19 protein-coding genes are annotated in these 20,188 nt (G+C 61.1%); 4 read left to right on the forward strand and 15 right to left on the reverse strand.

Annotated elements, in window-relative coordinates; genetic code table 11:
• Nucleotides 1-412: 412 nt before the first annotated feature.
• Nucleotides 413-961, forward strand: coding sequence for a PadR family transcriptional regulator (locus tag PspCFBP13509_RS02435; RefSeq protein ID WP_065948887.1), 549 nt, complete (start codon nt 413-415; stop codon nt 959-961).
• Nucleotides 958-1,725, forward strand: a complete 768-nt coding sequence (locus tag PspCFBP13509_RS02440; protein ID WP_065948888.1) for a siderophore-interacting protein — start codon at nt 958-960, stop codon at nt 1,723-1,725. Before PspCFBP13509_RS02435 ends, PspCFBP13509_RS02440 begins: the two co-directional genes overlap by 4 nt.
• A gap of 3 nt (nt 1,726-1,728) precedes the next feature.
• On the opposite strand, the gene PspCFBP13509_RS02445 is transcribed toward PspCFBP13509_RS02440, so the two are convergent.
• The 11 genes from PspCFBP13509_RS02445 to PspCFBP13509_RS02495 all read right to left on the reverse strand — a co-directional run bounded on the left by PspCFBP13509_RS02445 (nt 1,729) and on the right by PspCFBP13509_RS02495 (nt 10,815).
• Nucleotides 1,729-2,685, reverse strand: a complete 957-nt coding sequence (locus PspCFBP13509_RS02445) for a fimbrial protein (RefSeq protein ID WP_065926566.1) — start codon at nt 2,683-2,685, stop codon at nt 1,729-1,731.
• A 112-nt stretch (nt 2,686-2,797) separates the two neighbouring features.
• On the reverse strand, nt 2,798-3,346 hold the full coding sequence (locus tag PspCFBP13509_RS02450; RefSeq protein WP_065926567.1) for a fimbrial protein: 549 nt from the start codon (nt 3,344-3,346) through the stop codon (nt 2,798-2,800).
• A 9-nt stretch (nt 3,347-3,355) separates the two neighbouring features.
• The gene (locus tag PspCFBP13509_RS02455) at nt 3,356-3,835 is read right to left on the reverse strand and encodes a fimbrial protein (RefSeq protein WP_065926568.1); all 480 of its coding nucleotides are present in this window, start codon (nt 3,833-3,835) and stop codon (nt 3,356-3,358) included.
• Between the two features lie 13 nt (nt 3,836-3,848).
• A complete protein-coding gene (locus PspCFBP13509_RS02460) occupies nt 3,849-4,343 on the reverse strand; it encodes a fimbrial protein (RefSeq protein ID WP_065926569.1) in 495 nt (164 codons plus the stop codon).
• 10 nt (nt 4,344-4,353) lie between these two features.
• A complete protein-coding gene (locus PspCFBP13509_RS02465; protein WP_065948889.1) occupies nt 4,354-4,935 on the reverse strand; it encodes a fimbrial protein in 582 nt (193 codons plus the stop codon).
• 22 nt (nt 4,936-4,957) lie between these two features.
• The gene (locus tag PspCFBP13509_RS02470) at nt 4,958-5,719 is read right to left on the reverse strand and encodes a fimbria/pilus periplasmic chaperone (protein WP_065926571.1); all 762 of its coding nucleotides are present in this window, start codon (nt 5,717-5,719) and stop codon (nt 4,958-4,960) included.
• On the reverse strand, nt 5,716-8,319 hold the full coding sequence (locus tag PspCFBP13509_RS02475) for an outer membrane usher protein (protein WP_153227260.1): 2,604 nt from the start codon (nt 8,317-8,319) through the stop codon (nt 5,716-5,718). Before PspCFBP13509_RS02475 ends, PspCFBP13509_RS02470 begins: the two co-directional genes overlap by 4 nt.
• Nucleotides 8,320-8,338: 19 nt before the next feature.
• On the reverse strand, nt 8,339-8,899 hold the full coding sequence (locus PspCFBP13509_RS02480; RefSeq protein ID WP_065926572.1) for a fimbrial protein: 561 nt from the start codon (nt 8,897-8,899) through the stop codon (nt 8,339-8,341).
• 50 nt (nt 8,900-8,949) lie between these two features.
• Nucleotides 8,950-9,459 (reverse strand): fimbrial protein, encoded by a 510-nt coding sequence (locus PspCFBP13509_RS02485; protein ID WP_065926573.1) that lies wholly within the window; start codon nt 9,457-9,459, stop codon nt 8,950-8,952.
• A 491-nt stretch (nt 9,460-9,950) separates the two neighbouring features.
• A complete protein-coding gene (locus tag PspCFBP13509_RS02490; RefSeq protein WP_065948890.1) occupies nt 9,951-10,577 on the reverse strand; it encodes a Pr6Pr family membrane protein in 627 nt (208 codons plus the stop codon).
• Between the two features lie 4 nt (nt 10,578-10,581).
• A complete protein-coding gene (locus PspCFBP13509_RS02495; protein WP_027604640.1) occupies nt 10,582-10,815 on the reverse strand; it encodes a VF530 family protein in 234 nt (77 codons plus the stop codon).
• A 150-nt stretch (nt 10,816-10,965) separates the two neighbouring features.
• Here PspCFBP13509_RS02495 and PspCFBP13509_RS02500 point away from each other — a divergent pair, with 150 nt between their 5' ends.
• Both PspCFBP13509_RS02500 and PspCFBP13509_RS02505 read left to right on the forward strand, forming a co-directional pair.
• Nucleotides 10,966-12,984, forward strand: a complete 2,019-nt coding sequence (locus PspCFBP13509_RS02500; RefSeq protein ID WP_065926575.1) for a TonB-dependent receptor — start codon at nt 10,966-10,968, stop codon at nt 12,982-12,984.
• Between the two features lie 383 nt (nt 12,985-13,367).
• A complete protein-coding gene (locus PspCFBP13509_RS02505) occupies nt 13,368-15,785 on the forward strand; it encodes a glucose/quinate/shikimate family membrane-bound PQQ-dependent dehydrogenase (protein WP_074844023.1) in 2,418 nt (805 codons plus the stop codon).
• A gap of 91 nt (nt 15,786-15,876) precedes the next feature.
• Here PspCFBP13509_RS02505 and PspCFBP13509_RS02510 read toward each other — a convergent pair whose 3' ends face one another.
• Genes PspCFBP13509_RS02510 through PspCFBP13509_RS02525 form a run of 4 tightly spaced genes read right to left on the reverse strand, consistent with a single transcriptional unit; the run spans nt 15,877 to nt 20,178 of the window.
• A complete protein-coding gene (locus PspCFBP13509_RS02510; RefSeq protein WP_065926577.1) occupies nt 15,877-16,296 on the reverse strand; it encodes a group I truncated hemoglobin in 420 nt (139 codons plus the stop codon).
• Complete coding sequence (locus PspCFBP13509_RS02515) at nt 16,296-17,153, reverse strand: DUF3034 family protein (RefSeq protein WP_065948891.1); 858 nt, start codon at nt 17,151-17,153, stop codon at nt 16,296-16,298. Before PspCFBP13509_RS02515 ends, PspCFBP13509_RS02510 begins: the two co-directional genes overlap by 1 nt.
• 9 nt (nt 17,154-17,162) lie before the next feature.
• Nucleotides 17,163-19,511: a bifunctional diguanylate cyclase/phosphodiesterase gene (locus tag PspCFBP13509_RS02520; protein WP_065949016.1), complete on the reverse strand. Its 2,349-nt coding sequence runs from the start codon at nt 19,509-19,511 to the stop codon at nt 17,163-17,165.
• Nucleotides 19,495-20,178, reverse strand: coding sequence for a methylamine utilization protein (locus PspCFBP13509_RS02525; protein ID WP_083221283.1), 684 nt, complete (start codon nt 20,176-20,178; stop codon nt 19,495-19,497). The genes PspCFBP13509_RS02520 and PspCFBP13509_RS02525 overlap by 17 nt, the downstream gene beginning before the upstream one ends.
• Nucleotides 20,179-20,188 lie beyond the last annotated feature (10 nt).

Genomic DNA, 20,188 nt, shown 5'->3' on the forward strand with positions numbered 1-20,188 from the left:
ACTTGACGATGCCGGCAACTTCTCTTTAGCGCGTAATAAATCTCGACCCGATCGGAAAGAAAAAAACCTTAATATTCAATATTATAAATATTAACTGTCATCCACTAATTACATCCAAACATCACTGATACTACTTATATAAATCATAAAGCTGTAGGAGATCGGCCACACGACTAGAGCGGGCTTGAGCCTGCATACTTCTAGAGCAAACACTCCAACTAACAACTGTATTTAATATTCATGCAAATGCCATGTTTTCGCCCACTTAAAGGCGAGCAGTGCCACGCTCCGCTCACCCCTACCGACCACCCGCCAAGCGCAGATTTGCTTGCGCTACCGTTCGTCAGACGATTTTGCGCTCTTCATAAGATATATCTTAAGTTGTATCTTAATTAGACAGGAGAGAACGATCATGAGAGACCCTCATCACCACCGAGACCACGGTGACGACCGCGACGGCTTCGAAAAACGCCCCGTCCGCGAACGCGGCGGCCGTGGCCCGCGCGTCTTTGCGCCGGGCGACCTGAAGCTGCTGCTGCCCGCCCTGATCGCCGAACAGCCGTGCCACGGCTACGACCTGATCCGCCAGATCGAAGGCCTGTTTGACGGCGCCTACACCCCAAGCCCAGGGGTGATCTACCCGACGCTGACCTTCCTGGAAGAAAGCGAATTGATCAGCGGCGACGCCGAAGGCGGAAAAAAACGCTACACAATCACCGACGCCGGACGTCTCTTCTTAAGCGAACAGGCGGTTGCGCTGGACGGTGTGCGCATGCGCATCCAATTGAGCAAACGCTCGCTGCGCGGTCATGACCGCCCGCCGCAAATCCACGAGGCCGTGCACAACCTGCGCCATGCCTTGCATTCGCACCACGGGCGCTGGAGCCCGGAAGAAATCGTTCGTGTCGCGGCGCTGCTCAACGGCGCCGCCCAAGCCATTGCCGACGGGACAGCTCAATGAATACGCAAGCCATCCACCGTGTCACCCACGAAATCAAACGCCGCCGCCTTGAAGTATTGCGGGTAGTCGACCTCACCCCGCGCATGCGCCGCATCACCCTGGGCGGCCCGGAACTGGCGGGCTTTATCAGCCTGGGCAGTGACGATCACATCAAGCTGCTGTTCCCACAGAACGCTGCGGAACAAGCGGCGCTGGAAAGCCCGACCTTCAACATCAAGGGCGACGGCCCGCAGCCGGCGATGCGCGACTACACGCCACGCCGCTTCGACCTGAACATCGGCGAACTGGACATCGACTTCGTGCTGCACGGCGACGGCCCGGCCTCCACCTGGGCTGAACAGGCCAAGGTCGGCCAGCACCTGTATATCGGCGGGCCACGGGGCTCGATGATCGTGCCGGATATGTTCGACAGCTATTTGCTGATCGGCGATGAGACGGCGATCCCGGCCATTGCTCGGCGCCTGGAAGAATTACCGGCCGGGCGCAAGGTGCTGGCGGTGATCGAAATCGCCAATGCGGCGGAACGGCAGGCACTGGCAAGTGCTGCCGATGTGGAGGTGAAATGGATCGTGCGCGGCCAGGACGACCTGCTCGACACCGTGCAGAAACTGACGCTGCCGAGCGGTTCGTTGTACAGCTTTGTCGCCACCGAAACCAGGCTGTCGCGCCAGGTCCGCCGGGTGCTGCTGGACACACACAAGGTCAATGAGGCGTTCCTCAAGGCGGTGGGTTACTGGCGTGCGGAAGGCAGCGAAGAGGAGTAAGCCTCAGGGCACCCCCATTACAAGGACGCCGCTGCCGCTGACAACCCCAGCGGCAGGCAGTGAACCGAAACGCCGTACGAGGGAAAACGTCACATCGTCGCTCCCCACACTGTTGGTGATTTGGGTCAGGAATGAACCACCGACTTGAACCGCGCTTGCGCCACGAACCAGGGCCGTGCCCACGTCCGGGTTGGTCATGCGCAGCAGGCGCGTGTCGAACGACGAGGCGGTACCTTTGTAGGTGATGGTGATCGGCGTGGTAATCCCGCCGTCCGGGCATGAATAGGTGAGCCGGCGGTTGCTGCGGATGGTCGTGGTCAGCGGATCGGTACCTATTGCTCTTTGGTGCACATTGCCGAAGTTGATCTCGATCGGGTTGTTATTGTTGATCGTGCAGGTGGACGGGGAGATGGTGAAGTTGTTGGCAGCCGTATACGTGACCGTGAGTTGCGGCCGTGTCGCGTCGTAATTGTTCGAGCTGGTGAGACGCAACAGGCCGAGGGTATCTCCTGTTCGTATATCGATCGGATTGGAGGGACTGTGACGCACCAGGATGTAAGGGGTGATATTGATCGGATAGCCGATCCCGTTGTTGGGCATGGTAGCCACCCGTATACCCGCCGGAACCGGGGTATTGAGGAAAGCGCCATTGATACGCAAACCACTCCGTTCACTGACGAACTTGGGGCCGGATGTCCAAGGTGTCCCAGAGGCATTGCCGGTTTCCCAATAGTCCGCCCCCCAAGCCGGGCCTGCTCCAGCCGTAAACCGACATTCGAGCCGGGCACCTTCCATCAGGATCCTCGTGCGATCCGCATCGAGTCGTACCGTTACGGGGACGGTCAGATGAGTGACGCGCGCCCACTCACCGCCATTGACCCGACAGTCTACGGCCTGCGCGGTCGTGCTGACGCCAATCAGCAGGAGAAGCACAATGGCGCTGTCATATAGTCGTTTCATGTTGATCTCTCGTTGCTTATCTACACAGGCGCCATCCAGCGAACAATCAGTTCGTGCAGACCTGATTGATCTGGAGCCCCATGCGTATGCGCCCGGTTGTCGAGCGTTTGAATTACGGATAATCCAGCGTAAAAGTAGAGGTCGCGGTATAGCTGCCGTGCCCTATGGTCTGGTCCCTGATGGCCATCGGCTCCCCTTGCACGTAGGCTTTGAGTTCGATGACATTGCTGCCATTACTCAGTACCTGTTCGTCGCTGGTTTTATTCAGCGGCAAGGGCTTGTTACCCAGCGTCTCTATACCGATCCCGATACCGGAGGCGCCGCTTCCACCATCGAGTGCGAGCAACCCCGGAAGCTCCCGGTTTTCTACGCCGCCGAACGTGATGGTCACCGTGTCGCCGATGGTGGTGTCGCAGTCCTCCAGGTGCAGCTTGAAACCTTTGCCCACCGAACGCGTATTGATGTAGAGGTGCTTGCTGGTCAGGTCCCAGAGTTCCAGGCTGATTGCCTCGTCACCCGGGCGGATGGTGCAGGCTTCTTCAACCAGGTTGCCCTTGAAATTCAGGTTATCCGCCGCGTGTGCTTCGCAGATCAGGCCGAGGGCCGGCAGGCACGCCAGCACGGCGTACAGCCTGGCCCTATGAACAGTTTCATGTCCCATATCCAACTCCTACTGGTACTCGGCCAACAACGTCGCCACCGCGGTAAACCTGGCGGGGGCAAGCGTTGCACCGGGCTGTTTGACCGGCACGACTTCCAATACCGGCGGGGAAGACAGGGTGATGTCCAGTGGCGTATTGAGTCGAAACGGCAGGTTGTTTTGGAATATCCGAATACCCAGGTCAGGTGCACTGGTCTGCAATGCCGCGCCGTCGAACGTCGTGGGGGTACCGTTGACACTCAACTTGAGTACCCACGGGAGCGTGTCGACGCCACAATTGATGGTGTAACCCACCCCCCGGCGATATTTCACCCCATCGACCCGCTTGACCCCCACATCCCCAAAGTCGACTTCAATCTTGTTGCCCGCATCAATGGTGCAGGGCGGGGGCTCGTTAAGCGTTCCGCTGAACGTTACGTTGGCCGACGCACTATGGCAGAGGCCGATGGAACACAAAGCGAGCAAGGCTCGCTGCTGCCAGCATGTCATTGCGCGCTCCTCATCACTGGTAATCGATCACGAAGGTGGCGGCAGCGTCGAATGCGCCTCCCACCAGCCGGCTGCCCGCGCGCTTGACAGGCACCGCCTGCACCACGGGAAAGTTCGGATAGGTAAAATTCACGCTCGAATTCAGCGCCCAGTCAGCGCCATTGAGCGACAGCTTGACCCCCAGGTCCGGGTTGCGGGTCGAGAGCACACGCCCATCGAACGAAGCCCCGGTCCCCCTGAGCTGGAGAGTCATCGCGTTACTGAACGGGGCGTCACAGGTGACGGTGTAAGGCACGTTGCGACGGTAGTTGACCCCGTCGATCCGTGACGTAAGAAGGTCATTGCCAAAAGGCACATTGAGCGTACCGCCGCCATTGATGACGCAGGGCGGAGGCGCAATGATGACTGCGCGGATGATCAGGCTGGTCTCGGCCTGCGCGCCTTGACTGACCGCCCACAACAGGCCCCCCACGATAAGAATGGCCCGCGAGCCGACTGACTTAGCCATTGTTTTGCCCTTACTCATAACTGAGCCTGAAATCCACCACGGCCCGAAACGCTCCGCTGGTCAACGGCGCGGAGGTACGCGTGGGTTGAACATTCCACGTCTGGGTCGTGCTGCCCTCGCTCAGAAACAACGGTTCGCCCCTGGAGCCCAGCTGTACATCGCGCCCCAGGGCATCGGTCAACCGCAGTCCCATCCCGGTGATGCCTTGCACTTTGACCAGTCGTGGGTCGTCGGCATCGGCAGGGGCAACAAACGTTACCGACAACACCGGTTGGTGAGCGCTCCATGCCAGGTTCCCGGTACGTTCGCTGCGGATACTGCCTGCGGTGCGCTGGCAATCCTGAAAACGCAGTTGAAACGGCTTCGATGGGGCCTGATCGCCAGGTCGTTGCAGCTGACTGGCAGACACGGCGCCCAAGTCGACCGTTTGATGCAACGATGTCATCTCCAGCGTGCAAGGGGACTCATGCATGGATCCGGAAACGTTCAACCGGCCACGCTGGCCATCGATTCCATCGTCATCCTCGGCGCCCGCGCGCGTTGCCAGGACCAGTAACACACAGCCCAGGACTTTCACGTTGTGCAACTTCATGACGCTCTCCCGCTGCAGGCTGCTACTCATTAGGCGTCGAGACTTGCAAGTTCACCTTGCATGTTTCGCCCGTGCAGGTGAACGCCAGTAATGGACGCCCGCCGTAGTCATTCACGTAGGCCAGGTAGGGTGAATTGCCCAGCGCCTTGGCCGTCGGCCCGAGGGTTTGCGTGCCTTTAGGCGGGATCATCACGGGCTCGAAACCCGGCACGGTCTTGCCGTCTTTGCTGCTGCGAGCATCCACCAGAGACACGTAGTAAGGCGTAGGGTTGTTCACCTGGTAACGGTCGCCCTGGCGGGTCAGGGTCAGCTTTTCCTGCCAGGGGTTGGACAGGTCTTGCTGACTGGGAGCGATGGCCTGCGGTCGGTAGAACAATTTAATCCGGGTCTGCAGCGCGATTTGCAGGGTGTTGGATTTGTCGCTGCGCGGTGGAATCTCCCGCAGGTTGAAGTAGTAGACCGTCTCGCGATCCTGCGGCAACGACTTGGCCGCCGGCAACGCCTGCACTTTCACCTGGCTTTGCTTGCCGGGCTCCAAGCGTTGAACCGGCGGCAGCACGATCAAGGGCGAGGTGATCTTGTTGCCCTCCTCGTCCTCGATCCAGCCTTGGGCCAGGTACGGCAGTTGGGTGTTGTTATTGGTGATATTCACGCTGGTCGCATCCTTGCCACCGTCAAAAATCACCCGGGTTCGGTCCAGGCCAACCGCGGCGCCGGCACTCTGGCTCAGACCCAGAGCCAGCAGTGCGAAGACCAGGAGTGTGGGGTGCGTATTGAGCATCATGAGGCGTTGTTCTCCGTATCGGTACGCTTCCCGGTCAGCGCTGCTGGCTCGGGTGAGGATTGATCAGTGGCTACGCTCTGGCAGCGCAATTGCAAGGCATCGGTCAAACTGTCTGCGGGCAGCGCGACGGGCAGCGTGAGCAGGCAGCGTTCGATGCCGCCCCAACTGACGATCATTTGCTCACCGGCCTGAATACCGCTCAGGTAAACAGCGCCACCGTCGTTCACAATCCCGGTGTCCTGCTGTTTGGTGTTCTTCACCGTCGCGCCGAAGGGCGGTGCACTGCCATCCGGCAGGCGCAGGACAGCCATGGCCTTCTCACCGGCAATCACGTCCAGGGACCGATAACCAATGGCCCCTTCGGTAAGGGTCAGTTGGGTCACCGATTGAGTGGCTTCAACGTTGCTCGGCAGGTTCTCCAGGTCGACACTGGCGGCCGTACGCTGGTAGCTGCTGATATCGGAAATCACTGCCTTGCCGAACGCGTTGGTGCGGGTCGATGTGCCGTAACCACGCACAGGCACATCGGGCACACCTCCGGTGTCGAGCATCAGGCGGGTGCCACCGGTGCCATTGGTTCGGTGCAGCGCCGCACCGTAGGGCGTGAGCGTGCCGCCGCCGCGAATGGATGCACTGAGGGTCCTGCCACTGCCTTCCTGGGTGCTGGCGCTGAGATCGATGTCGGCCTGGTCGCCGATATGACTCAGATAGCCGCTGGCGGAGCGGTCGCTTGCATTGAGCTGGTAACTGTTGCGCTCATCGAGGCGATCGCTGTAGCGCGTCGAGAAACTCTCTTTACCCGAGGTCCTGTTGGCGTCCAGCGACAGGGTGCCGCTGCGCCCCAACGGCAGGCTGACCGTCAGCGCCATTCCGTTATCCTTGTAGGCATACTCCTGGGTGCGAAACATGTTCAGGGACAGGCTCATGTTCCTGACGGTTCCCACATTGAAGTAGCGCGACATCGACAGGTTCCAACGCTGAGTGTCCGGGCGCCCCCAATACGTCTGCTTGTTGTAGCTGGCGTAGACGGTCGCCCCAAGGTCACGAAACTGCTTGTTGAGCGTCACCGTATACAGGGCCTTGCTGTCGCCAATCGGCTTCCAGCCCTCGATGTATTCACCGCGCTCGATCCCGCCGCGCTCACCGTTCAACCCGTAATGACGGGCGTCCAGGTACTCGCTCATGCTCAAGTAGTTTTTCTCGGAAAACCGGTAACCGGCAAACGTGACCTGGCTGTCGTACTGCTCGAAGTGCTTGGAGTATTGAAGGCGGTAGGATTTGCCCGAGAATGTCTGGTTCCACACACTGGCGTGGGACTGGGTGGCATCCAGCGATACGGCGCCGAACGCCAGCAGGTCGCGACCGACCCCGACAGACAATGCGCGGTAGTTGTTATCCGTTATCCCGCCGCCAAACAGCGACCAGCCATTGCTGATCCCCCAGGAGAATTCGCCGGTGCCGAAAACGCTGCCGTTGGCGCCGTACTGAAGATCGGACGGGCGCCCGGTCGCCAGCTTGTATCGAACGTGCCCAGGACGTGTCAGGTAGGGAACGCCTGCCGTATCGATCTGGAAGGTCTGAACCGAACCGTCCTGCTCCTCGACCCGCACATCCAGAGTGCCACTCACGGCGTCGCTGAGGTCCTGAATGCGATAAGGGCCTGCGGCGACCAGCGTTTCATACAGCACGCGGCCCTTCTGGCTGATGATGATTCTTGCGTTGGTCTTGGCGACCCCGACGACTTCCGGTGCGTAGCCACGCAGGTTGGGTGGCAGTTGGCTTTGATCCGAGATCAGCGAAGCCCCGGTAAAACGGAAGCTGTCGAAGATGTCCGAGTACAGGTAGTCCTCTCCGACCGTCAAGCGTGCCTTCAGTGCAGGCACTGCGCGATAGGCGTAGTAGCGACTCCACTCCAACTGTTGTTGATCCCTGGGTGCCCCTTCCACGCCTTTCTCGATCCGCCCCTGCCAGTCGGCCCTCAGGCGCCAGGCCCCGGCATTGGCGCCAAGGGTTCCGTTACCACTGAGGTTGTTGCGGGTGCCGTCATTCTTTTGATAGCTGGACTGCGCCGTCATGTTGTAGTCAACCAGCAGCCCCGGCACCCCCTCATCCCACCGGGACGGCGGATCCCAATGGATGGCGCTGTACTCGAGGTAGGCCTGGGGCAGGTTGATGTTCAGTGTGGAGGTGGCCAGGTCGCCACTGACCTCCATGCCAGGCAAACTTTCGGTATCCAGGCACTCGCCGTTTTTCCACCATTTGAGTTTGGCCGCGTCCGACGCCTTGAGACCCAATTGATCGACAAGATCCAGCGATAAACATGCCTGGCTGCCTTTAGGGTCATTATCGGGGGGATAGAAAGCCACCGATTGCTCAGCAATGGGCTGGGCATTGATCTGCACTACCATCGAATAGGTGCCCGGCAGAATAAACCCGCTGCGGGCAAACTGAGACAAGTCAATATTAGTGCGATCACTCAGATCAAGAACATCAGTATTAAACTCAATATCCCCAGCAGCCAGTGCAGTGCCTGCCAATGATATCAACCCGCCAAAAAGGCTTGGGCGCAGCGTATTTTTGACCTTCGCTGTATTTAACATGCAAGCAACCCATCAACGTTCAAAAATATTCCAACTTGAACCGCACGGCAGTACGGTGGGCTCCGGCCACTATGGGCAATCCGTTACCGACAAAATGAAGCGTGTAGTGCAGCGTCATATCGCCTTCCGTTAACGGATGTGGAGTCATCGGCTGACCCGGAACACTTAACTGGCCAGCGGAATCCTCAATATTCATCGCAACGCCTTGGGAGCCACCAAAGACCGCAAAAGAACGACCGCCTCTGTCGGTGGGGCCGTCAAACGTCACCCGAAGGTGCTGCCAGTCGGGCAGCGTTACCCCTGGACGGGATGGATCGGTACGACTCAAGGTGCAATTGACCAGGCGCAACTGGAAGGACTGGTCCTGGCCCCTGGCGCGCCGCAGGAACCGGCCAATGGGCTCGGGGTCCGTATCGATGGTTTGATCGACGCTGACCAACTCCAGCCCGCAGGCCGAGTCGACGACCTCTCCTCCCAGCGTGACAAGCCCATCACCTTGAGCAGGCTCCTGGGCAACCACCCCAGGGCTGATGAACATCGCCAAAGAAGAGGAGATAGCGAGACTTATGAATGTTTTCACCTGTGCCTCCACCAGCCTCCCCCGCCACGCTGGGTGGCGGGGGAAAACGCTTACTGATAAGCCAAGGTGAAGTTGGTCACCGCACTGAAGTCGCCTGGCACGATGTCGCCCGTGGCAGCGCCTTGTACATAGGCACCGAACTCCAGCGTGTTGTCACCGGCGGCAATCACTTGCGGCGTGGTAGCCACGCCCAATTCAACGGGTTTACTGCCATGGGTCATCATGATGCCCACATTGCCCGCGCTCCCGACGGTGCCCAGCGCACCCGGCACAACGCTCGATGGCGCTCCGGTGAAGGTGGTGGTCACGGTGTTATCGGTGAGACCCGCCAGGTCGCAGCCCTCAAGTTCAATCAGCAGGCGACGCGGCTCGGACTTCCCGCCCGCTTGCAATTGATGTTTGGCGATTGCGCCAAGGGGAATGGTCTGATCGACCGAATCAGGCTTGATAGAGCAGGCACCCGAATGGACCGACCCCAAGAACGTGACAGTTCCGTCCGCCGCCTGGGCAACGGACATCGACCCCACCAACAGCCCGATAGAGAACAGCGCGGTTTTCATTTTAGCTTTCATTTATAGATGCCCACATTAGTAATAAACGTCGTTTAAGTGATTCCGCCGCCGTGGCGCACAGAATTCCTCTATTTATTCCAATTACTTGTATTGCAAACCAGCTCATTTGAAGCCAGGCGATTATCCCGACCAGATTCCAAAAACATAAGTCGGCCAGTTCTTCTAATTACGTAGCCCTGCAACACTTAAACACATAGGAAAAACATGGCAAATTGCCAAAACTTTAAAAACATCCGTAAGAATTGGACTACATCGGCCTTAGTTGCAAAAGCTTGTCTTCAGATATAACTGTAAGAGAGGGATTACACTCAACGAAAAATAACAACATTTACTGGAGCACATCAACTAACGTGTTGATAAGTGCGCGACGTGGCGAAACACCGCTCAATGGAAAACCATTGACGGTGCGCAGCGGGGGGAATGACGAGGCTTAAAGCCTGGGAGAAGGGAGTTGCTCCCTGCCCAGAGATCCGTACAGGTTAAATTCGGGGTGACTTCAAGGTCTTGTCCAGGCCGACCGCCGCCAGGGCAACCAGCACGAACCCCAGCAGGATCCCCCCGGCATTCACAAACACTTGTGGATAACCCAGGGTGCCGACATCGATGAACGGGTACTGGTACTGCCCGAGCAAATCCCCGCGCAGCAGCACATAGCCGAAGTACACCAGCGGGTAGATGACCCACAGGCCAATGTGCTTGAGGCGCAACTGGCCCTTGGGCACGCAGCGCCACCAGTACAGCACGAACAGCAGCGGCATCACGTCGTGCAGCAGTTCATCGGCGATCCATTGAAAGCCTTCGGGCTGCCACAGATGCCGCAGCAACAGGCTGTAGGCCAAGCCGACCACCACGATGCTGACGGCGATGCCGCTGCTGACGCCGGGGGCGAGGAAAAACCGCCTGGCTGCAGAATCGCGCTTCACCCACGCATAGCTCAGCACCACCGCTGCCAGGGTATTGGTCAGCACCGTGAAGAAACTGAAGAAGTTGATCAGCCCGCCGAGCAGACTGGCGCCGGACTCCCAGCGCGAATAGAAAATCAGGTATTGCTGAATCGCCAGGCCCACCCAACCGGCCAGCGCCGCTGCCGCCACATACCGCTTCATGAGGTCAATCCAGCGGGCGTTTGGTGCGCATCAGCTTGACGTACAAGCCTTCGACCTTCTCCCGCGCCCATGGGGTCTTGCGCAAGAAAGTCAGGCTCGACTTGATGCTCGGGTCGCTCTTGAAGCAACGGATATCAATGCGTTCGGCCAGGCCTGCCCATTCGTAGTGTTCCACCAGGGTGGTGAGGACGTGTTGCAGGGTCACGCCATGGAGGGGGTCGTTGTTTGTCGCGGTCATGCCGGGCCTATGAAAAAGTGCTCACGAAGGCGCACACCTTATCACTCCGCCCTGGCAGGTAAAAAAAGTTCCCGCTCCCGGCAAAAAAGAGATGTTATATTGTAACTATAAATCTCAAATCTTTTTCGTCGTTTTGCCAAGGAATGTCCGATGTCCCTCTCCTCCCTGTGGCGCTTGTCGCCGCTCGCCGCCGCCCTGTTGATCAGCTCGGAAGCCCACGCCCTGGAACTGCAACCCCAAGTCATCACCGGCAACCCGCTGGGCAGCGAGCAACTCGCCTCGCCGACCACCGTGCTGGAGGGCGATGAGCTGACCCTGCAACAAAAAGGCAGCCTCGGCGAAACCCTGAACAAGCAACCGGGCGTGTCCTCCTCGTACTTTGGCCCAGGCGCCAGCCGGCCGATCATTCGTGGCCAGGACGGCGACCGTATACGCATTTTGCGCAACGGCGTGGGCGCGCTGGATGCGTCGTCGCTGTCCTATGACCACGCGGTGCCGCTGGACCCGGTCAACGTCGAACGCATTGAAATCGTACGCGGCCCGGCAGCGCTGTTGTATGGCGGCAGCGCCATCGGTGGCGTGGTCAACACCTTCGACAACCGCATCCCCACCGAAGCCATCGAGGGCATCCACGGCGCCGGTGAATTGCGTTACGGCGGCGCCGATACCACGCGCAGCAGTGCGGGCAAGCTGGAAGCCGGCAATGGCACCTTCGCCTTGCACCTGGACGCCAACGCGCGGGAATTCAACGACCTGAAAATCCCCGGCCAGGCCCGCAGCCGCCACGCCCCGGACAGCGATGACGCACCCGGCAGGAACGGCCGCCTGGGCAACAGCGACGGGCGCCAGGACGGCGGTGCGGTAGGCGGCTCCTACACCTGGGACGACGGTTACGCCGGGCTGTCCTACAGCAACTACGACAGCAACTACGGCTCGCCGGCCGAGCAGGAAGTGCGCATCCGCATGAAGCAGGATCACTACGCCTTTGCGTCCGAGATCCGCAACCTGCAAGGCCCGTTCACCTCGGTCAAACTCGACGCGGGCTACACCGACTACGAGCACCGCGAAATCGAAGGCGGCGAAACCGGCACGATCTTCAAGAACAAAGGCTATGAAGCCCGCGTCGAAGCGCGTCACCAGCCCGTTGGCCCGTTCGATGGCGTGGTGGGCGCCCAAGTAACCCGCAACGAATTCTCGGCCCTCGGTGAAGAAGCCTTCGTGCCGCAGACCGACACCAACGCCGGCGCGCTGTTTATCCTCGAAGAAATGCAGGCCACCGAGCGCCTCAAGCTCAGCCTCGGCGGGCGCCTGGAGCACACCAGCGTCGACCCGGACGCCAAGGGCAACGCGCGTTTTGCCGGTGCCGACAAGACCAACGACTTCACCGCCGGCAGCCTGTCGTCCGGCGCGGTGTATACGCTGACGCCCATCTGGTCCCTGGCCGCGACCCTGGGCTACACCGAGCGCGCGCCGACCTTCTACGAGCTGTATGCCAACGGCGCCCACGTCGCCACCGGCACCTATGAACTGGGCGATGCCAACCTGAAAAAAGAAAAGGCCGTGTCCAGCGACCTGGCCCTGCGCTTTGACAATGGCACGCACAAGGGCAGCTTCGGCGTGTTCTACAGCCGCTTCTCCAATTACATCGGCCTGCTGGGCACGGGTCGTACGCTGAACGATGAAGGCGAAGAAGACGCGGATGGCATTCCTGAGTACGAATATTCCGGCGTGCGGGCACGTTTCGCCGGCTTCGAAGCCCAGGATCACATCAAGCTCGGCGAAGGCGCCTACGGCAAATTCGCGCTGGAGCTGTCAGGCGACTACACCCGCGCCACCAACCTCGACACCGGCGAAGCTTTGCCGCGCATCGCCCCGTTGCGCTTGAACAGCGGTTTGCTGTGGGAACTGGACCGCTGGCAGGCACGCATCGACGTCGAACACGCCGCTGGCCAGGGCCGTGTGCCGGATAACGAAAGCGGCACCGATGGCTACACCACATTGGGCGCGAGCGCCGGTTATCACTTCAATGTCGGCGGCAGCCAATGGCTGGCGTTTGTGAACGGTGAAAACCTGACCAACCAGACCGTGCGCTATGCCAGCTCGATCCTGCGCGATATCGCGCCGGCACCGGGACGCAGTGTGCAATTGGGCATCCGCACCACCTTCTAAACACACTGAAATTCCCCTGTGGGAGGAGGCTTGCCCCTCCCACCGTTATTTGGCAGCGACGATCTGTCACTGTTACCAAATCGGAAATGATGCATCTTGCGATTTGCGCTTTCTCTCGGCGCGTCCGCGCTTTATCCTTGTCGGCAATAAACTGAAACGTTTCACTTCCCCGGTCGATCCTATCTTGCTGATTATTCCTGCCCACCAAGACAGCGCTGTCTTACACCGACCCGCGCCTGGGGATAAATCGCCCGCCTGTGGATAACCCCCGCTTTCCCCAGAAAAACCGAATTAACGCTGAACCAAGCCCGTGCCGAATCGTCATCTACAGTGAATGAAGCACGGGGTTACACAATTATTCCAACGTCACGGAGAAACACACTATGAGCACTGATGGTGCTTCGAGCCCAAGCCGCCTGCTGCCCAGGCTGCTGGGGATCTTGCTGCTGATCATGGGCCTGGCCTTGCTGGCCGGCGGCGTCAAGCTGAGCCTGCTCGGCGGGTCGCTGTACTACCTGCTGGCCGGTATCGGCATCACCCTGACCGGCCTCCTGCTGCTGGCTACCCGCCGCGCAGCGCTGGGCCTGTACGCGCTGGTGCTGTTCGCCAGTACCGTGTGGGCCTTGTGGGAAGTCGGCCTGGACTGGTGGCAGTTGGTGCCGCGCCTGGCGCTGCTGTTCGCCCTGGGCATCGTCATGCTGCTCCCGTGGTTTCGCCGTCCGTTGCTGCGCGGCCAACCTGCCCCGCTGGGCACTGGTGCGCTGAGCGTGGCCGTGGTGCTGGCCGGTGCAACCGCCCTGGCCAGCCAATTCACCAACCCCGGTGAAATGGTCAAGACCGGCCAACTGGACCGCGACGCGGTACCGGGCATGGCCAGCGCTGCACCGTCCCAGGCCGATGGCGACTGGAACTCCTATGGCCGCTCGGCCTACGGTGATCGTTACTCGCCGTTGGCGCAGATCACTCCGGAAAACGCGCACCAGCTGGTACCGGCATGGACCTATCGCACCGGCGACATCCCCGGCCCGAACGATCCAGGCGAGACCACCGCGGAAAACACCCCGCTGAAAGTCAACGGCATGCTCTACGTGTGCACACCCCACAGCCAGGTGATTGCGCTGGACCCGGACACCGGCAAGGAAATCTGGCGCTTCGATCCGAAGATCAGCAGCCAGGGTGCCGAGAACTTCAAGGGTTGGGCGCACATGACCTGCCGTGGCGTGTCGTATCACGATGACGCCGCCTACGCTTCCGAGCAGAGCCCGACCGGCAGCGCCAGCCCGGCCGCCGCACCGAATGCCTGCCCGAAACGCATCTTCGTGCCGACCGCCGACACCCGCCTGATCGCCCTGAACGCCGACACCGGCAAGATGTGCGAAGACTTCGGTGACAAAGGCCAGGTCGACCTGCGTGCCAACATCGGCAGCTTCGCCCCAGGCGGTTACTACTCCACTTCGCCACCGGCCGTGACCAAAAACCTGGTGGTGATCGGTGGACACGTCACCGATAACGTCTCCACCGACGAGCCCAGCGGCGTGATCCGCGCGTTCGACGTACACACCGGCAAGCTGGTGTGGAACTGGGACAGCGGCAACCCGGACGACACTACCCCGTTGGCCGAAGGCAAGACCTACACCCGCAACTCGCCGAACATGTGGTCCATGTTCGCCGTGGATGAAAAACTCGGCATGCTCTACCTGCCGATGGGCAACCAGATGCCCGACCAGTACGGCGGCGATCGTACCGACGATTCCGAGAAATACGCTGCGGGCCTGACCGCCCTGGACATCGACAGCGGCCACGTGAAGTGGACCTTCCAGTTCACTCACCATGACCTGTGGGACATGGACGTCGGCGGCCAGCCGTCGCTGATCGACATCAAGACCGAAGCCGGCGTGAAGCAAGCGGTGATGGCGTCGACCAAGCAAGGCAGCATCTACGTGCTGGACCGCGCCACCGGCCAGCCGGTGGTGCCGATCCACGAAGTGGCCGTGCCCCAGGGCGCTGTCGCGGGCGACCGTACTTCCCCGACCCAGCCGAAGTCCGAGCTGAACTTCATGCCACCGCCCCTCAAGGAGCGTGACATGTGGGGCGTGACACCGTTCGACCAACTGCTGTGCCGCATCGATTTCAAATCCATGCGCTACGACGGCCCGTTCACCCCGCCATCGCTGCAAGGTTCGATCGTCTACCCAGGTAACTTTGGCGTGTTCGACTGGGGTGGTATTTCCGTCGACCCGGTACGCCAGATCGCCTTCGTGAACCCGAGCTACATGGCGTTCAAATCCAAGCTGATCCCGGCGGCCGATATCGCCAAGCAAGGCCCTCGCGTCAGCGAAACCCAGGGCGTGCAGCCGAACAAAGGCGCGCCGTACGGCGTGATCCTCGAAGCACTGCTGTCGCCCCTGGGCCTGCCGTGCCAGGCACCGGCGTGGGGTTATGTGGCCGCGGTCGACCTGACCACCCACCAGACTATCTGGATGCACAAGAACGGTACCGTGCGTGACAGCTCGCCGGTTCCGGTTCCGCTGACCATGGGCGTACCGAGCCTGGGCGGTACGTTCACCACGGCCGGTGGCGTGTCGTTCCTCAGCGGTACCCTCGACCAGTACCTGCGGGCCTATGACGTGAAAAACGGCAAGCAGTTGTGGGAAGGCCGCCTGCCAGCCGGCGCGCAAACCACCCCGATGACCTACACCGGCAAGGACGGCAAGCAATACGTGCTGGTCGTGGCGGGTGGTCATGGTTCCCTGGGGACCAAGCAGGGTGACTATGTGATGGCGTTTAAACTGCCGGATTAAGCAAGACTGGCGGTAAAACAAAGGCGGCTACCCTCAACAGGTAGCCGCCTTTTTCATGTGTGATGCAGGACTGAATGTGGTGTTCAGCAGACTAGTGCTCGATCACTTCTCCACGCATCGCAGCCAGCCGGGCAATCAATCGATTTTGCACCGCTACCGCAATGCCCTCGCGGTCCATCGCCTTGATCAAATCCTCCACCAACGCATTAAAGTCACTGCGGCTCACGTTCTGGCCCTTGTGACTCTCGGCCATGCTGTCACCGGTGTAGGTGCACGGCCCGCCTGCCTCGACGCAGAACTGTTCGATCAACTTGTTGCGCAAACGCTGGATATCGATGCGTCGGAAGCGTTCGACAATGCGCTCATCGCGGGCAATGTTGAGCAGCATGCCTTCGACAATCCGCGTGATGCCGGGCATGGCGCCGAGGTCGCGGTACAGGCTGTCGTCCTTGGGCGGTTGCTGGGCGCAGGCGCTGAGCAGCAGCACCAGGGCGATGGGTAGAAAGCGCATCAGAAACTCCCCTGCACCGACAGGTAGGTGCCGTTCTGGTTATCCAAGGTCGCGATTTCGCCGAGGCGGGCGTAGGCCAGCACAAACGACAGGTGTTTATTGGGAAAGTAGCCGACAAACACATCGGCCCAGTCGCTTTCGCCGGCGAACGACAGGTTGTCGGGTTTCTCGCGGTACTCCACGCCCACCGCCCAGCGCGGGTTGAACAGCAGCGCCAGCGAGCCTTCCTTGAGCAGGCTGCGGCTGTCGCGACGGTCGCCGCCAAAGCCGAGCAGGCCGGTTTCGTTGGCGCGGCTGTAGCGCAGGCTGGCGTTGACCAGCACGTTGTAGCCAAACGCGGCGCCCATGAACAAGCGGCTGGCGGCGAGGTAGCCCTCCACATCGCTGTCGCGCTTGGCGCCGACGAGGCTGGGGATATCGAAATTGGTCTGGTGCTTGTATTCCAGGCCGAGGGACACCTGCGGCAAGCGGTCGTAAATCACGTCACCGAACAGGCGAACCTTCACGCCCAGTACATCCTGGCCGAGGTTGTCTTCGGGCAGGTTGAGCTTATGCACCAGGCTACCGAGGTCAAAGCGCTGGCGGGCGAAAGACACTTCGACCCGGTTGTCATAGGCCAGCGCCAACCCGGCCACGTCCAGCCGATAATCCGGCAGGTTGACCGTGGTGGCGAACGCCGTGGCACCCCACTCGTGCTGTTCGCCGTAGCCGGTCAACACCGCCCACGGCGTGATCCCACCGCCGGCCGTACCCTCGATGCTGCTGGCACCGCCGGTGGCGATCAGGCGACCGCTATCGGCCAGGGTGGTTTGCACCGTCAGGGCGGCCAGGCAGCCGATCACTAGAGAAAGACGCACGTCAGCCACTCAATGAACCAGGGAAGTTTGCGCACTGAGGGGCAAGGCCACCCAGGCTTCGAAAGCGTCGGCGCTCAAGGGCCGGCTGATCAGATAACCCTGGGCCGTATCGCACTGCCAGCGTTCCAGAAGACGCAGGCTGTGGGCGTATTCAACGCCCTCGGCGACCACTTTGAGGCCCAGATTGTGGCTCATCTCGATGGTGGAACGCACGATCACTGCGTCTTCACTGGTTTCATCGAGGTTGCGCACAAAGGATTGGTCGATCTTCAATTCTTGCACCGGCAAGCGCTTGAGGTGCGCGAGGGACGAGTAGCCAGTGCCGAAGTCATCCACCGACAGGCTGATGCCGCAATTGCGCAGCAGGTGCAGGACTTTGAGGGCTTTTTCCGGCTCGCGCATCACCGCGCTCTCGGTGATTTCAAACACCAACTGCTCCGCCGGCAAGTTATAGCGCCGCAACAACGCCAAGACTCGGTGAGCCAGCTCATCGCCGAGCAAGTCGTCTGCCGAGATGTTCAACGACAGCTGCAGGTACAGGCCACGGCGGTTCCATTCACACAACTGACGAATGCCTTCCTCGATCACCCAATGGGTCAACAACTGGATGCTGCCCGAGCGTTCGGCCAGGGGGATGAACTCCGCTGGCGAGACCATGCCGAACTGCGGGTGCTGCCAGCGCAGCAAGGCTTCGGCCTGGCGCACATGGCCTTGGCGAATGTCCAGCTTGGGCTGGTAATGCAGCAGCAGTTGGCCCTGGTTGGGCGCGTGACGCAGGTCGCGGATCAGGGTGATCTGGCGGCGGTGCGCGAGGTCGCGGCCCTGCTCGTAGATTTGCAGGCGGCCGGGCATTTGCGCGGCGTCTTTCATGGCGATGGCTGCGCGCTCGAGCAAGGTGTGCGGGCTTTCGCCATCGGCCGGGAATGCCGCGATGCCCAGGCGGCAGTCCAGCGCCAGGTCATGGCCGTTGATGCGCTGGGGGCGCAGCAACAGTTGCTGGAGTTTGTCGGCCATGCCCACCGCCTCGTCGCTGCCGGCGCCTTCGAGCAGGAGCAGGAACTCGTCGGCAATCAAGTGCGCCAGGGTATCGCCGGGACGCAACACCGCCTCCAGGCGACGACTGACGGCCAGCAGCAATTGGTCCACCGCATCCGGCCCGGCGGTTTCGCTGGCGGCGCGCAAGTTGTCGATGCCCAGGTAAATCAGCGCGACCGGCCGATTCAACGCAATGGCGCTGCCCAGGCGCTCCATGGCCAGCGCGCGGTTCGGCAGGCCGGTGAGCCGATCATGCAGGGCGTTGTGGGCAAGCTGCTGTTCGCGCTCGGCGATCCCGCTTTGCATGGAGTTGACCGCATGGGCCAGCAAGCCCAGTTCGTCGCTGCGGGCCAGGGCCACCGGCGTCTGATAATCGCCCTGGCCAATGCGTTCGGCCGCCAGGGCCAGCGCCTGCACCGGGCGCGATACGGTGCGCGCCAGCAACAAGGCACCGATCAACGAGGCCAGCAATGCGATCAATGCGATACCGAGGATCTTTTCATCCAACGGCACAAAGGCCTGCATCGCCGCATCCAGCGGGCTTTGCAGCAAGGCCAGGACCTTGCCGTTTTCATCACTGGCCAAGACCAGCGACTGGCTGAGGAAGCTCTGCTCCAGATGATCGGTGGTGGACACGCCACGGCGCGTGGAATCGCCCTGCATCAGGCTCAGGATACTCCCGCGCAGCGCCTGGGGCTGGGTGGTGACCAACTCGCCGGGCTGGTCTTTATCAATCGCCAGGAACGACACTTCGAGGTTGCTCAACGAACGCAACTCATCGGCGAACACGCCGTCCATGCTGAAGCCCATCACCACCCGCGCAATCGGCAACGGCGCCAGCACCGAGGCCTCCACCAGCAGGTGCGGCTTGCCTTGCAGCGGCACGATCAGCATGGCCTGGCGATTGCGCCGGGCTTCGCGCAGCGATTGGTCATAGTGGAAGGTCGAACCTTCGGGCACTTCGCTCAGGGTGCTGGCCAGGACTTTGCCGTCCATGCCCAGCAGGATCATGTCGCTGGCGTTGATGCGCTTGCCGTGGTTGAGCAGCACCGAGCGCATCGTCGCCGAATCGCCACTGGCCACCGCATCACGAAAACCGAAGTCGGCCGCCAGCAATTGCACGCCGTCGGCGAGGCGCCGGCCGCGTGCGTCCAGCAAGCGCTCGAACACCCGCGCGCCCACGTCCAACTGGGCCAGCGCCTGGCTGCGCACCGCCGAGCTGGTGGCGGCCTTGACGCTGAAGTACAGCGCACCGATCACCACCAGCAGCAGCAGGATCAGAACGCTGGCGACCCGCGCCTGGAAACTACTGCGCAGGTTCACGGGCAGCTCGGTTGAAGGCATCGCCAAAGGCGCTTGGCATCGGTGTGGGTGGAAGATCTTCGGACGCGGGCTCAAGGGCCAGCACCACGCGGTGGCTCAGGCCGGCGGCGGGAACATGCAGGGTGCCGCCATCCAAGGGCTGCATATTCGCCAATTGCGGATGCCACAGGGTGGCGTGGTAATCGCCGGGAGGCAGTTGCTCCAGGCGCACCTGGCCCTGGGCATCGCTGACGCCAAAGTGCGGATCGTCGGTGACGTAGATATAGCCGAGCATCCAGTCATGGATATTGCAGCCCAAGACCACCACGCCGGGCTTGTCGAACAGCAGCGGCTCGCTGGGCGTGCCTTCATACAGGCGCAGTTCGAAGCGTTTGGCCGCGGAGAAGGAATACACCTGGTGCCGGATGTTATCGCTGTTGGGGAAACGCACCTGGGTGCCGGTATGGACCGCCAGCACATGTGGGGCAAAACGCTGGCCACGTTGGTCCATATTGGCCTTGAGCACACCGGCAGGCGCGCCTGCCGGGCCCTGGAGGGTCACGACTGCATCGGCAACCGGGCTGCCATCGGCCTGGCGCATCGAGACCTCAAGCGTGGCCGCCGACGCGGGGCATGCCACTGCCAGCACCAGCGCTACACGGGATAAGAAGTCAGTCATTCGAGCCATGGGATATCCG

The sequence above is a fragment of the Pseudomonas sp. CFBP13509 genome, from assembly GCF_005233485.1.
Taxonomy (GTDB): domain Bacteria; phylum Pseudomonadota; class Gammaproteobacteria; order Pseudomonadales; family Pseudomonadaceae; genus Aquipseudomonas; species Aquipseudomonas marginalis.

Excerpts from the sequence above, each read along its gene's own strand:
- PspCFBP13509_RS02435 (WP_065948887.1), top strand. The coding sequence starts at position 413 with ATGAGAGACCCTCATCACCACCGAGACCACGGTGACGACCGCGACGGC.
- PspCFBP13509_RS02440 (WP_065948888.1), top strand. The coding sequence starts at position 958 with ATGAATACGCAAGCCATCCACCGTGTCACCCACGAAATCAAACGCCGC.
- PspCFBP13509_RS02445 (WP_065926566.1), bottom strand. The coding sequence starts at position 2,685 with ATGAAACGACTATATGACAGCGCCATTGTGCTTCTCCTGCTGATTGGC.
- PspCFBP13509_RS02450 (WP_065926567.1), bottom strand. The coding sequence starts at position 3,346 with ATGGGACATGAAACTGTTCATAGGGCCAGGCTGTACGCCGTGCTGGCG.
- PspCFBP13509_RS02455 (WP_065926568.1), bottom strand. The coding sequence starts at position 3,835 with ATGACATGCTGGCAGCAGCGAGCCTTGCTCGCTTTGTGTTCCATCGGC.
- PspCFBP13509_RS02460 (WP_065926569.1), bottom strand. The coding sequence starts at position 4,343 with ATGGCTAAGTCAGTCGGCTCGCGGGCCATTCTTATCGTGGGGGGCCTG.
- PspCFBP13509_RS02465 (WP_065948889.1), bottom strand. The coding sequence starts at position 4,935 with ATGAAGTTGCACAACGTGAAAGTCCTGGGCTGTGTGTTACTGGTCCTG.
- PspCFBP13509_RS02470 (WP_065926571.1), bottom strand. The coding sequence starts at position 5,719 with ATGATGCTCAATACGCACCCCACACTCCTGGTCTTCGCACTGCTGGCT.
- PspCFBP13509_RS02475 (WP_153227260.1), bottom strand. The coding sequence starts at position 8,319 with ATGTTAAATACAGCGAAGGTCAAAAATACGCTGCGCCCAAGCCTTTTT.
- PspCFBP13509_RS02485 (WP_065926573.1), bottom strand. The coding sequence starts at position 9,459 with ATGAAAACCGCGCTGTTCTCTATCGGGCTGTTGGTGGGGTCGATGTCC.
- PspCFBP13509_RS02490 (WP_065948890.1), bottom strand. The coding sequence starts at position 10,577 with ATGAAGCGGTATGTGGCGGCAGCGGCGCTGGCCGGTTGGGTGGGCCTG.
- PspCFBP13509_RS02495 (WP_027604640.1), bottom strand. The coding sequence starts at position 10,815 with ATGACCGCGACAAACAACGACCCCCTCCATGGCGTGACCCTGCAACAC.
- PspCFBP13509_RS02500 (WP_065926575.1), top strand. The coding sequence starts at position 10,966 with ATGTCCCTCTCCTCCCTGTGGCGCTTGTCGCCGCTCGCCGCCGCCCTG.
- PspCFBP13509_RS02505 (WP_074844023.1), top strand. The coding sequence starts at position 13,368 with ATGAGCACTGATGGTGCTTCGAGCCCAAGCCGCCTGCTGCCCAGGCTG.
- PspCFBP13509_RS02510 (WP_065926577.1), bottom strand. The coding sequence starts at position 16,296 with ATGCGCTTTCTACCCATCGCCCTGGTGCTGCTGCTCAGCGCCTGCGCC.
- PspCFBP13509_RS02525 (WP_083221283.1), bottom strand. The coding sequence starts at position 20,178 with ATGGCTCGAATGACTGACTTCTTATCCCGTGTAGCGCTGGTGCTGGCA.